Origin of the sequence: Pseudomonas sp. WS 5011 (assembly GCF_012985775.1) — a bacterium.
In the GTDB taxonomy this organism is placed as follows: Bacteria; Pseudomonadota; Gammaproteobacteria; order Pseudomonadales; family Pseudomonadaceae; genus Aquipseudomonas; species Aquipseudomonas peli.
In genome coordinates this window covers 64,283-75,894 of sequence record NZ_JAAQXA010000017.1, presented here as the reverse complement: position 1 = coordinate 75,894, position 11,612 = coordinate 64,283, and the positions used below count along the sequence as shown (strand labels likewise).

Annotated in this window: 12 protein-coding genes; 3 read left to right on the top strand and 9 right to left on the bottom strand. The window is 60.5% G+C overall.

The features are described 5' to 3' along the window. Window positions 1–84: 84 nt before the first annotated feature. Both HBN63_RS17075 and HBN63_RS17070 read left to right on the top strand, forming a co-directional pair. Window positions 85–807, top strand: coding sequence for a TetR family transcriptional regulator (locus HBN63_RS17075; protein ID WP_170050234.1), 723 nt, complete (start codon window positions 85–87; stop codon window positions 805–807). A 108-nt stretch (window positions 808–915) separates the two neighbouring features. Then, a complete protein-coding gene (locus HBN63_RS17070) occupies window positions 916–2,481 on the top strand; it encodes a cation:proton antiporter family protein (protein WP_170050233.1) in 1,566 nt (521 codons plus the stop codon). Window positions 2,482–2,504: 23 nt separating this feature from the next. Here the strand turns inward: HBN63_RS17070 and HBN63_RS17065 are convergent, their stop codons facing one another. The 4 genes from HBN63_RS17065 to fnr form a co-directional block, all read right to left on the bottom strand. Then, window positions 2,505–3,332, bottom strand: coding sequence for a metal-dependent hydrolase (locus HBN63_RS17065; protein ID WP_090256130.1), 828 nt, complete (start codon window positions 3,330–3,332; stop codon window positions 2,505–2,507). A 315-nt stretch (window positions 3,333–3,647) separates the two neighbouring features. After that, window positions 3,648–4,463 (bottom strand): ion transporter, encoded by an 816-nt coding sequence (locus HBN63_RS17060; protein WP_170050232.1) that lies wholly within the window; start codon window positions 4,461–4,463, stop codon window positions 3,648–3,650. Window positions 4,464–4,560: 97 nt separating this feature from the next. Then, window positions 4,561–5,109: an adenine phosphoribosyltransferase gene (locus HBN63_RS17055; protein ID WP_170050231.1), complete on the bottom strand. Its 549-nt coding sequence runs from the start codon at window positions 5,107–5,109 to the stop codon at window positions 4,561–4,563. A 25-nt stretch (window positions 5,110–5,134) separates the two neighbouring features. Continuing rightward, window positions 5,135–5,869, bottom strand: coding sequence for a fumarate/nitrate reduction transcriptional regulator Fnr (gene fnr, locus HBN63_RS17050; protein WP_090256133.1), 735 nt, complete (start codon window positions 5,867–5,869; stop codon window positions 5,135–5,137). Window positions 5,870–6,022: 153 nt separating this feature from the next. Between fnr and HBN63_RS17045 the strand changes: the two genes are divergently transcribed. Then, complete coding sequence (locus HBN63_RS17045; RefSeq protein ID WP_167144392.1) at window positions 6,023–6,487, top strand: DUF1931 family protein; 465 nt, start codon at window positions 6,023–6,025, stop codon at window positions 6,485–6,487. Between the two features lie 26 nt (window positions 6,488–6,513). Here the strand turns inward: HBN63_RS17045 and hemN are convergent, their stop codons facing one another. The 5 genes from hemN to HBN63_RS17020 form a co-directional block, all read right to left on the bottom strand. After that, complete coding sequence (gene hemN / locus HBN63_RS17040) at window positions 6,514–7,896, bottom strand: oxygen-independent coproporphyrinogen III oxidase (protein WP_170050230.1); 1,383 nt, start codon at window positions 7,894–7,896, stop codon at window positions 6,514–6,516. Window positions 7,897–7,987: 91 nt separating this feature from the next. Next, window positions 7,988–8,671, bottom strand: a complete 684-nt coding sequence (locus tag HBN63_RS17035; RefSeq protein WP_170050229.1) for a sulfite exporter TauE/SafE family protein — start codon at window positions 8,669–8,671, stop codon at window positions 7,988–7,990. Beyond that, complete coding sequence (gene ccoS / locus HBN63_RS17030; protein WP_167144399.1) at window positions 8,664–8,882, bottom strand: cbb3-type cytochrome oxidase assembly protein CcoS; 219 nt, start codon at window positions 8,880–8,882, stop codon at window positions 8,664–8,666. The genes HBN63_RS17035 and ccoS overlap by 8 nt, the downstream gene beginning before the upstream one ends. A gap of 3 nt (window positions 8,883–8,885) precedes the next feature. Beyond that, a complete protein-coding gene (locus HBN63_RS17025; RefSeq protein ID WP_170050228.1) occupies window positions 8,886–9,164 on the bottom strand; it encodes a hypothetical protein in 279 nt (92 codons plus the stop codon). Window positions 9,165–9,202: 38 nt separating this feature from the next. Next, window positions 9,203–11,611, bottom strand: coding sequence for a heavy metal translocating P-type ATPase (locus HBN63_RS17020; protein ID WP_170050227.1), 2,409 nt, complete (start codon window positions 11,609–11,611; stop codon window positions 9,203–9,205). Between the last annotated feature and the right edge of the window lies 1 nt (window position 11,612).

Below are 11,612 nucleotides of genomic sequence, written 5' to 3'. Positions count from 1 at the left end.
TATACAGCTGTATACCAAGGTAGACAAATGTATACTCGCCAGCAAGCAGCAATCTCACAAGCCAACTTTTAGGTAGGGTTCGTCATGCAGGCAGACGCCAGCGAGCAGCAGCCAGCCGCAGAAAAAGCCACTGAGGCCCCCGGCAAGACCCTGTTACTAGAGGCCGCGTTACGTCTCACCTCAACCAGTCGCAGCCTCAGCAACCTGGGCTTGCGCGAGTTGGCGCGTGAGGCGGGGCTGAATCCCAATACCTTCTATAGGCACTTCAAGGATGTTGATGACCTGGGCCTGACGGTGATCCGACAAATCTCCACCCAGCTGCGCCAACCGCTGCGCGCCCTGCGCCGCGAAGCGGCCGAGCGAGCGGTGCAGTCGACCCAGGCCAGCGCGCCAATGCTGTTTGGCATTGACCTGCAGCGCGGCCGGCGGGTATGCCATGAAACCGTGCAGTTGTTCTTCGATTTCGTTGCGCAGAACCCTGAGGCGTTCATCATCGGTGTACGCGAACTGCATGGCGCCTCGGCCGTGCTGCGCGCGGCCCTGCAGGAAGTGATGGATGAATTCGGTGCGGACATGGCCGAGGACATCATCGCCTTCAAGCTGCTGCCGGACATGGTCAACCCGGCAGTGGTAAGGCAGGTGTCGAACCTGATCAGCCGCAACCTGTTCCAGCTGTCGCTGGACTACATTGGCCAACCCGAGCGGCAAGCGGCGATCTGCGCGTTGGCTGAAGAGCAGATCGTTATGCTGTTTACCGGCGCTAGCGTGTTGCAAAGTCTGGGGCAGTTGAAGTTGCCGGTTGAGTAAACACGGCCGCAACTGAGGCGAGTCAATGCGGCGCCATCTATGGGCGTTATGCTAGGCCGGCATAGTGCTACCGCGCTGTTTCGTCGTTTGCCCCATTAAGGACCCTCTATGATTGAAGCCACCTGGATTGCCTTTGCCTTTGTCATGGGGCTGGTGGTGCGAGGTATTGGTCTGCCGCCGCTAGTGGGCTACCTGGGGGCTGGCTTTGCTCTGGCCGGTTTTGGCGAGCATATCGGGGTTGGCCCGCGTGACAGCGCCGCGTTGGATCACATCGCCCACCTGGGCGTGCTGCTGTTGCTGTTTACCGTGGGCCTCAAGCTGAAAATCGGTAACTTGGTGCGGCGTGAGGTGATCGGCGGTGGCCTGCTGCATTTCGCTATTTCCAGTCTGATCTTCCTCCCGGCGATTCTGTTGCTGCTGGAGCTGCCCTGGCAGCAGGGGTTACTGCTGGCCATTGCCTTGTCGTTTTCCAGCACGGTGCTGGCGGCCAAGGTGCTGGAGGGCAAGCGCGAGCTGCGCGCCTTCCACGGGCGGGTGGCGATTGGCGTGTTGATCATCCAGGACCTGATTGCCCTGGTGGTGATGAGCCTGGCCAGCGGCAAAGTGCCGTCGGCCTGGGCATTGCTGCTGTTCGGTTTGCCCCTATTGCGGCCGTTGCTGTTTAAGCTGCTCGATGTCAGCGGCCACGAGGAGCTGATGGTGCTCCTCGGCCTGCTACTTGCGCTGGTACTGGGCGGTTACGGCTTCGAGCAACTGGGGCTGAGTTCCGAGTTAGGCGCGTTGGCCTTTGGTGCCATGCTGGCCAAACACAAGCGCGCTACCGAGCTGGCCAACTCGCTGTGGGGCATTAAGGAAATCTTTCTGGTCGGCTTCTTTCTGCAGATCGGCATTGGCGGCCTACCGGATGCCGCTGCCTTGAAGTTTGCCCTGGTCATGGCCGTGCTGTTGCCGCTCAAGGGCGTGCTGTTCTTCTTTCTCTTTCTGCTGTTCCGCCTGCGTGCGCGCAGTGCCTTTCTCAGCAGTGTCAGCCTGACCAACTACAGCGAGTTCGGCCTGATCATGGCTAGCGTCGTACTGCCGGAGTGGATGATTCCCCTGGCTATTACTGTTGCGCTGTCCTTTGTGATTTCCGCACCGCTCAATCGGGTTGTTCACCCGCTATACGAGCGCCTGGCTAAACGTCTGACTGCCCTGGAGCGCAACATCCGTCACCCGGATGAACAGCCGGTTTCTCTCGGCCTTTCCCAGGTGCTGGTAATGGGCATGGGGCGTACCGGGCGTGCAGCCTATGACTACTTGCGGGAAAAGGGCTATCAGGTAGTGGGCCTGGACTCCGACCCGGTGGTGATCGAACAGAGCAACAAGGTGGGGCGTAGCGTGCTGTTTGCCGACGGTGAGGACCCGATGTTTTGGCAGCACCTGCAGATGCCCAATATCGACGCGGTGATCCTGGCGCTGAATGATGAAGAGGCCAAGGTGATTGCCACGCAGAAGCTGCGCGAGCGCGGGTTTAACGGGTTGGTGGTGTCACACGCGCTGTATGAGGATATTGCCATGCGCATTCAGCAGGCCGGTGCCGACCGTACTTATCTGACCATGAGCGAGGCGGGTGCCGGTCTGGCCGAACATGTATTGCGCACGCTGAAAAGCCGTGCCGAGGCTGACGCGAATTAGCGGTCAGCCTCGGCAAGCTGGGCTTAGCTGAAGCCCAGGCGCTGGCGCCAGCGTTTTTCCAGCGCTTTGCTGTCGTGGTCCAGCGGGTGGAAACCAGGGCGGTAGTAGTCCAGGTACGGCAGGATCAGTTTGGTCAAAAAGCCGTTGCGTGGGCCGAACAGGGTTTTCAGGCCTTTGCCCCAGCTACGCCAGTTGAACAGTTGGCCGTCCTTACGCAGCAGGTGCAGCTGGAACCAGCCAATCACGCCGAAGAAGATCACGGTGGAAATCGCCATCATGCCAACGCGCGTGAAGTAGCCGCCGTAGACCTTCTGATACACGTCGTAGCAGACCGCTTTGTGTTCGTTCTCTTCAATCGCGTGCCACATCCACAGTTGATAGAGCTTGGGGTCATTCATCTGGGTAGTCAGGTCTTCGCGTTGCAGCAGTTGTTCGGCCATGGTTGCGGTGAAGTGCTCCAGGGCACAGGTTGCGGCCAGGCGCTGCTTCTTGGTGGTGATCTTAGTCACCCACTCGAGCAGCACCTTGATGCGCAGTTCCAGCAGTTCCAGGTCGATATTGTGCTCGGCGGCGTAGTCGTTATAGGCTGCGTGCTCTTTCGAATGCATGGCTTCCTGGCCGATAAACGCGCTGATGTCCTTCTTCAGCTGCGGCTCGGTGACCTTCTCGCGCACGGCGCGCACGCTGTCGACAAAGAACTTCTCGCCATAGGGAAACAGTGACGACAGGTTGTTCATGAAGTGACTCATGAATGGGTCGCCGGCAAACCAGAACTTCTGGCTTTCATCGAAGGTGAAGTCCATGCGGCGCACGGGAAAGCTGGCGGTTGGGGTGCTGGTTTTGGCTGTCATAAGGGCGACTCCTCGGCATCTTGGTCGCGTTCGCGACCGCTCTTGTTTTGGGGCTTGGGACGACAGGCTGGGCTGTCTTGGGCCGTGATTAATCTTTAGCCGAGGGCGTTTTAGGCGCGAGGTCATTCCTGGCCAGGGCGGCTGGAATTGCGCCAACTTATGGATAGTTGTCGGACAGTTCGTCAGGCTCAGGCGCTTTAAGGGCGCGAGCTCGCAGGGAGAAGGGCGTGGTGGGAATACGATCTATGCCAGTACTGCATCGCGCCAGGCCGGCGCGATGCAGTACTGATACTTGCGGTTTTGCAGCCGTGGGCCTCAGCGTTGTTGGCGCAGCTCGGCAACTTCCGTGCGCAGGGCGCGCAGTTCATCGAGCAGCAATTGCTCGGTGGGCGAGGGCGGAGCGAGTTTGGCTTCCTGCTCATGGGTGGTCTGCATGGCATTGACCACCACGGCGATAAATAGGTTGAGCATCATAAAGGTGGCAATCAGGATAAACGGCAGGAAATACATCCACGCCAGCGGGAACTGCTCCATCACCGGGCGCACAATACCCATCGACCAGCTTTCCAGGGTCATCACCTGGAACAAGGTATAGAGGCTGGCACCGAGGCTGCCGAACCATTCGGGGAAGGCCGCGCCGAACAGTTGCGTGGCCATCACCGCCGCCACGTAAAACACTAGGCCGAGCAGCATGGCGATGCTGCTCATGCCCGGCAGCGAAGATAACAGTGCTTCGACCACCCGGCGCATGTTCGGGTTGATCGAAATCAGCCGCAGCACCCGCAACACGCGCAGCGCACGCAGCACGGCGAATGGACCGCTGGACGGCACCAAGGCTACGCCCACCACCAGGCAGTCAAATACCGCCCACGGATCGCGCAGCAAGCCCAGGCCGCGGGCGACAAAGCGCAGCGCCAGCTCCAGAATAAATACCGCGAGAATTAGCTGATCCAGCGTTAGCAGCAATTCGCCCCACTCGGCCATCAGGCCTGGGTAGGTCTGGATGCCGAGAATTGCGGCGTTGAGAATGATCAGGGCGGTGACCACGCGGGTGATGGCTGTGCTTTCCATCAGCGCGCCGAGGCGCAGACGCCAATGAGTGGATGGCGGGTTCATGGGTGTTTCGTTCATGGTCTGTGGGGTTCTTGTGTAAGCGGTGAGCGAATTAGTTCGCGAGGGGCAGCCTGGCCCGGACATGCAGCGCTGCCGTCAGGGCCGTGAAGCAGAGTTATTGATCGGTGAGGGCGAAGCAGGTCAGGGCAAAGGTGGGGATACCGCTGTCCTGCAGTTTTTGCGAACCGCCCAGTTCGGGCAGATCGATGATCGCGGCGGCTTCGATGATGCTCGCACCCATGCGCCGTACCAGTTGTGCGGCGGCCAGCAGGGTGCCGCCAGTGGCGATCAGGTCATCGAAAATCAGCACCTTGTCGCCTTCGCAGAGGCTGTCGGCATGGACTTCCAGTTTGGCTTCGCCGTACTCGGTCTGGTAGCTCTCGCTGAGCACGTCTGCGGGCAGCTTGCCTTGCTTGCGGAACAGGATCAGTGGTTTGTTCAGCTCATAGGCGATGATCGAACCGATCAGAAAGCCACGTGCATCCATGGCGCCGATATGGCTGAAATCAGCTTCGACGTAGCGCTGGATAAAGCTGTCGGCCACCATGCGCAGAGCACGTGGCGACTGAAACAGCGGGGTGATATCGCGAAAGATCACGCCTGGCTTGGGGAAGTCCACCACCGGGCGGATCAGGGTTTTGATAGTGAATTCGTCGAAGATCATCGGCTAGGTCCTCAGGGCGGGTCGATCAGCCCTCGAGGTTACCGCCGGCCAGGGCGCACAACTCGATGGGATCGAGGATATGCACTTCCTTGCCTTCGGCTTCGAGCAGCTTGTTCTGTTGGAAGCGGGTAAATACCCGCGATACGGTCTCCACCGCAAGGCCCAAATAGTTACCAATTTCGTTACGCGACATGGCCAGGCGGAACTGATTGGCCGAGAAGCCACGTGCACGGAAGCGTGCCGAGAGGTTGACCAAGAAGGTGGCGATGCGTTCATCGGCGGTTTTCTTCGAGAGCAGCAGCATCATCTGCTGATCGTCGCGGATCTCACGGCTCATGATGCGCATCAGCTGGCGGCGTAGTTGCGGCAGCTGCACCGACAGCTCATCGAGGCGCTCGAAGGGGATTTCGCACACTGAGGTGGTTTCCAGAGCCATGGCCGAAACCGGGTACGCGTCACTGTCCATGCCGGACAGACCGACTAGCTCGCTGGGCAGGTGGAAGCCGGTGATCTGTTCGTCGCCGCTGTCGCTCAGGCTGAAGGTTTTCAGTGCGCCGGAACGTACCGCGAACACCGAGTTGAAGGCATCGCCCTGGCGGAACAGGAATTCGCCCTTTTTGAGCGGGCGGCCGCGTTTGACGATTTCGTCGAGCGCGTCCATGTCTTCCAGGTTCAGGGACAGCGGCAGGCACAGACTCGCCAGGCTGCAATCCTTGCAATGGGCTTGGTGTGGGGTATGCAACTTGATGCTTTCGGACATCGCTGGTGATCCTGAGGGTAAACACACAATAGCCGTAAGGTTACAGCAGGGTGCAGGCTAGGGCCACTAGGGCGCAGTCTGATCGAATGTTCAAGTTTTATCCGGTGTGGCCGATAAACGAGGTTGCTTTCAATATCTGCAAGGAGCATTCGTATGCGTCTGGAATCGACTCAATTGAGCACCCGCATGAACCTTGCGCTGGAGCGTAAGAGCGCTGCGGCTGAAGGCGTTGCAGAGAGCAGCGAGGCGGATAAGCAGGCGTTTCGCGACAGTCTACGGGTAAGCCTGTCAGAGCAGGGAAAGGCGCGCTCTGCTGCGGCACAGAAGAACCGCGATATTGATGAGAGCAGCCTGCCGGATGTGGTCAAGGATCTGCTCAAGAGAATCCGCGAGCTCAAGGCGCAGATCGAGGCGAAGAGAAACGAGCTGAAAGAGGTCATGCAGGACCAGAGCCTCGATCCCGAGGCCAAACGCATAAAGATCGAGACGCTGCAGGGCGAGCTGGCTTCGCTGCAGGGCGCGTTGAGCAGCGCCAACGCGACGCTGATCAAGACCCTGCGCGAGCAGGACCTCAGTGATCAGCAGATGCAGGAAGTGGCCAGCCTGGTCATGAAATAAACCCCGGTTTTACGGTCCGCAGGCTGCTATATCACCCGGGAAAAACGCTGCTGGTTTAGCTCGCTAAGGTAGCGATCAAACAGCATGCACAGCGATCGCACCAGCAAGCGGCCCGCTGGCCGTACCTCGATGCCCTGGGCATTCAGCTCGATCAACCCATCACTGGCCATCTGCTGCAGCTGCGGCCAGACCTCGGCGAAGTAATTGCGAAAATCGATGGCGTAGGCCTGCTCGATATCTGCAAAGCGCAGCTGAAAATGACAGATCAGCTGTTGAATCACCGCCCGGCGCACGCGGTCGTCGGCATCGCAGTGCAGGCCGCGCAGGGTGGCCAGTTCGCTGTGGCCAAGGCTGTCCTGGTATTTGCTCAGGTCGCTGTTGTTCTGGCAGTAAAGTTCGCCAATCTGGCTGATCGATGAAACCCCCAGGCCAATCAGGTCGCAATGACCGTGGGTGGTGTAGCCCTGGAAGTTGCGTTGCAGGCTGCCATCTTCCTGGGCGCTGGCCAGTTCGTCGTCGGGCAGGGCGAAGTGATCCATGCCGATATAGCGGTAACCGGCGGCGCTTAGTTGCTCGATGCTGGCCTGCAGCATGGCCAGCTTGTCGCCAGGACTTGGCAGGTCACTGGTGTTGATCCGCCGCTGCGGCATAAAGCGCTCCGGCAGGTGCGCATAGTTGAACAGCGACAGGCGATCAGGTTGCAGGGCAATCACCTCGGCCACGGTACGGGCGAAGCGTTCTGGCGTTTGCAGCGGCAGGCCGTAGATCAGGTCGATGTTCACCGAGCGGAACTGCAGGGTGCGCGCGGCTTCGACGATGGCGCGGGTTTCCTCCAGGGTCTGCAAACGATTGACCGCGCGCTGTACAGCCGGGTCGAGGTCTTGCACGCCCAGGCTGACGCGGTTGAAACCCAGCTCACGGAGCAGGCCCATGGTCGACCAATCGGCTTCGCGCGGGTCGATCTCGATGCTGTAGTCGCCGCTATCGTCATCCAGCAGGTTGAAGTGCTGGCGCAGGTAGCTCATCAGGTGGCGCAGTTCATCGTGACTGAGAAAGGTCGGCGTGCCGCCGCCGAAGTGCAGCTGCTCGACTTTCTGCTGCGGGTCGAGGTGACGGCCGATGATCTCGATTTCACGTTCGAGTTTTTCCAGATAGGGCTGGGCGCGGCCGCGATCCTTAGTGATTACCTTGTTGCAGGCGCAGTAGTAGCAAATATGCGCGCAGAACGGGATGTGCAGATACAGCGACAGCGGTCGCAGCGCTTTGCGGCTGTCACGCAGGGCGTGCAGCAGGTCGAACTGGCTGATGCGCTCATGGAACTGCACAGCCGTCGGATAGGATGTATAGCGCGGGCCTGCTTGGTCGTAGCGGCGGATTAGCGAGCTGTCCCACTGGATGGCGTTGAGCATGCGGGTATTCCCGGTTTGGCTATCAATACCGGGCAGTCTATGAGCGGTGCGCCTGAGGTGTTTTGACTTGTATCAAGCGCCCGCTGATCGCTTAGTGGCCCATTAACCAGTGCTGGTGCGGTCCAGGCAGGGTCCACAGACCAAAAAGGATTACCAGAATGCCGCCGGCCATACGCATGCCCTGCTTGCGCAGCAGGGCGGTCAGGCGTTCGGCGGCCATGCCGGTGGCCAGCAGCACCGGCAGGGTGCCGAGACCAAAAGCAAACATCAGAGCAGCGCTGTCGACTGCATTACCTTGGCTGGCGGCCCACAGCAGGGTGCTGTAGACCAGGCCGCAGGGCAGCCAACCCCACAGGCTGCCGAGTATCAAAGCGCGCGGCAGGCTGGTGACCGGCATAAAGCGTCGGGTTAGCGGTTGGATATAGCGCCAGAGGCCTCGGCCGAGGGCTTCGATACGGGTCAGGCCACTCCACCAGCCGGCCAGATACAGCCCCATGGCGACCAGCAGCAACGCCGCAATCACCCGCAGGCCCATGACCAAAGGGCTATTGGCTAATGCCCAGCCCGCCAGGCCAAGCAGCAGGCCGGCCAGGCTGTAACTGAAGATGCGTCCCAGGTTGTAGGCAAGCAGTAGCTGAAAGCGTTGTGCGCGCTGCTCGGGTGGGATGGCCAGGGTCAGGGCGCCCATCAGGCCGCCGCACATGCCCAGGCAGTGGCCGCCACCGAGCAGGCCGAGGATCAGCGCTGAAACCAGCAGCGGCAGTAGCTCAAGCACCGGGCTTGTCCTGCTGCGAGTCTTTGTGCTGGTCTTGTTGCTGCTGGCTTACGGCTGCGGTGTGCTTGGGGTCTTCATCGTCGAACAGGATGCTATGGGCCGGGCCGTCGAGGTCATCGTACTGACCGCTGTCCACCGCCCAGAAGAACAGCCAGATGGCAAAGCCCACCAGGGCAATGGCGACCGGGATCAGGATATAGAGGGCGGGCATGGCTTAGTGGCTCCGGCGCAAGAGTTGCCGCAGATCGAGACTGGCAACTGGGAAGAGTCTGTCAGGGCTGCGGCCGGTCAGCGCGACGAAGGCAAACAGAGCATTAAGGAAAAGCATGATCAGGGTGTCCGGCAGACTGTCAGTAAACAGGCTGCTGAGTGTGGTCTGCTGACGGATCAGCGCGGTGGCAAAGTGGTAGGCCATAAACAGCTGCAGGCTTAACAGCATTACGGCTAATAAGCGCACCCACCAGGCAATATTGCCAGTCACGTTGTTTCGCATAAGACCTCGCCGAGCGTTTTAGTGGGCTGTTTGACAGCTTACTGCCGGGGCAGGCGAGTCAGGCGCAGTGCGTTGACCACCACCACCAGTGAGCTGACTGACATACCCAGCGCGGCCCAGATCGGAGTGATCCAGCCAATGGCGGCGAAGGGCAGTACCAGCCCATTGTACAGGCTGGCCCAGGCGAGGTTCTCGATGATGATGTGGCGGGTTCGTTGCGCCATGTGTAGAGCTTGCACCAGGCTGCTCAGACGGTTGGATAGGAGCACGGCATCAGCGCTGGTTTTGGCCAGGTCGGTGGCGCTGCCCATGGCTACGCTGATGTCGGCGGCGGCTAACACGGGCACATCGTTAACCCCGTCACCCAGCATCAATACCCGGCGGCCCTGGCTGTGCAGCTGCTTCAATACCTCAAGCTTGGCATCTGGCGTGAGACCACCACGGGCATCTGTGATACCCAACTGGCGTGCCACTTCGCCGACCATGGGTGAGCTGTCGCCGGACAGCAGCATGATTTGCCAACCTTTGCTCTTGGCCATGTTGATCAGTTGTGGGGCGTCTTCGCGCAGGCGGTCATTCAATACAAACCAGGCCAACGGCCCTTGCTCATCACCCAGCAGCAGCCATTGGCCATGCTCACTGGCAATCTCTGGCACGGGCTGAGCACTCAATGCACAGACGAAACTGGCTTCGCCAATACGCAGTACTCGGTTGCCAACCCGTCCTTGGAGCCCCAGGCCCGGATGGCTGTCGACCGCTTCGGCGGCTTCTGGTGCCTGGCCGAAGGCGCGGGCGATTGGATGTTCAGAGCGGTTTTCCAGCGCGGCGGCCAATGCCAGGCAGCTGTCGGCATCCAGCTCGCGTAGAGGATGAATGGCACCAAGGGTCAGGCGACCTTCGGTGAGTGTGCCGGTCTTGTCCAGCACCAGGGTGTCAATCTGATTGAGCCCTTCGAGTACATGGCCGCGGGTCAGCAGCATGCCCAGTTTGTGCAAAGAACCCGTGGCGGCGGTCAGTGCTGTTGGTGTGGCCAGGGCGAGCGCGCAAGGGCAGGTGGCGACCAGCAAGGAAAGCACGATCCAGAACGCGCGTGACGGGTCGAGTTGCCACCAAACCAGACCGACGATGGCGGCTACCACCAGAACGATCAGCAGGAACCACTGCGCAACATTGTCGGCCAATACCGCCAGGCGTGGTTTGTCGCTCTGCGCGCGCTCCAGCAGACGAACGATAGCCGATAAGCGCGTGGCATCACCAAGCGCCTGGACTTCAATCTGCAGCGGGCCTTCGACGTTAAGGGTACCCGCCGTGACGCTGTCGCCCGTGTTACGTGGTTGCGGCAAGTATTCACCTGTCAGCAACGATTCATCCACGCTCGACTGGCCCTGAACAATGCGGCCATCAGCGGGCAGCAGGGCGCCGGGGGGGGCCAGCACCTGATCGCCAATGTGCAGTTCACTCAGCAGAATGCGCTGGCTCTGGCCGTCTGCATCCAGGCGCAAACAAGAGGCTGGCAGCAGGTTGACCAGCTGCGCGGTGGCGGCAGCTGTGCGCTCACGGGCGCGGCGTTCCAAGTAGCGGCCGGCCAACAGAAACAGCGCGAACATGCCCACTGCGTCGAAATACAGTTCACCCTGGCCCGTCACCGTTGACCAGATACCGGCGATATATGCACCGCCAATCGCCAGGGATACCGACACATCCATGGTCAGGTGGCGGGTGCGTAAGTCACGCAGCGCCCCCCTGAAGAATTGCCCGCAGCAGTAGAAGACTATCGGCGTGGTGAGAAACAGGCTGACCCAGCGCAGGATCTTGTCCAGTTCGGGGCTGAGGTCGATGTTGAACTCCGGCCAGGTGGCCATGGTAGCCATCATCACCTGCATCCACAGCATGCCGGCCACGCCCAGTTCGCGCATGGCGCGGCGGTTCTCACGCTGCAGCTGTTCAGCGGCGGCATCGGCCTGCCAGGGGTGAGCGGCGTAGCCGATCTTGCGCAGCGTCTTGAGCAGGCTGCTGAGCGGCAGTTGACTGTCGGCCCAGCGCACCTGCAATCGGTGGTTGGATAAGTTGAGGCGCGCCTCGCTAACACCCGGCAGGCTGCGCAGGTGTTTCTCGATCAGCCAGCCACAAGCGGCGCAACTGATGCCTTCGATCAGCAGGCAGGTTTCGCTGAGTTCGCCGTCGTGCTCGACAAAGGGTTGTTGCACGTCGCGGCGGTCGTACAGCGCCAATTCATCCGGTAACGCCTGAGGCAGGCTTTGCGGATTGGCGGCGCTTTCGCTGCGGTGTTTGTAATAGTGCTCCAGACCGCCACTGACGATGGCGTCAGCCACTGCCTGACAGCCCGGACAACACATTTCACGGGTTGCGCCCAGTACCTGGGCCTGGAAGCGGCTGCCGGCGGGAACCGGCAGGCCACAGTGATAGCAGGGGGTTGGCGTGCTCATC

Bases quoted from the DNA above. Each gene is read 5' to 3' on its own strand.
- HBN63_RS17070 (WP_170050233.1), top strand. From the start codon at position 916: ATGATTGAAGCCACCTGGATTGCCTTTGCCTTTGTCATGGGGCTGGTG.
- HBN63_RS17045 (WP_167144392.1), top strand. From the start codon at position 6,023: ATGCGTCTGGAATCGACTCAATTGAGCACCCGCATGAACCTTGCGCTG.
- HBN63_RS17025 (WP_170050228.1), bottom strand. From the start codon at position 9,164: ATGCGAAACAACGTGACTGGCAATATTGCCTGGTGGGTGCGCTTATTA.
- ccoS (WP_167144399.1), bottom strand. From the start codon at position 8,882: ATGCCCGCCCTCTATATCCTGATCCCGGTCGCCATTGCCCTGGTGGGC.
- HBN63_RS17060 (WP_170050232.1), bottom strand. From the start codon at position 4,463: ATGAACGAAACACCCATGAACCCGCCATCCACTCATTGGCGTCTGCGC.
- HBN63_RS17065 (WP_090256130.1), bottom strand. From the start codon at position 3,332: ATGACAGCCAAAACCAGCACCCCAACCGCCAGCTTTCCCGTGCGCCGC.
- fnr (WP_090256133.1), bottom strand. From the start codon at position 5,869: ATGTCCGAAAGCATCAAGTTGCATACCCCACACCAAGCCCATTGCAAG.
- HBN63_RS17075 (WP_170050234.1), top strand. From the start codon at position 85: ATGCAGGCAGACGCCAGCGAGCAGCAGCCAGCCGCAGAAAAAGCCACT.
- hemN (WP_170050230.1), bottom strand. From the start codon at position 7,896: ATGCTCAACGCCATCCAGTGGGACAGCTCGCTAATCCGCCGCTACGAC.
- HBN63_RS17055 (WP_170050231.1), bottom strand. From the start codon at position 5,109: ATGATCTTCGACGAATTCACTATCAAAACCCTGATCCGCCCGGTGGTG.
- HBN63_RS17020 (WP_170050227.1), bottom strand. From the start codon at position 11,611: ATGAGCACGCCAACCCCCTGCTATCACTGTGGCCTGCCGGTTCCCGCC.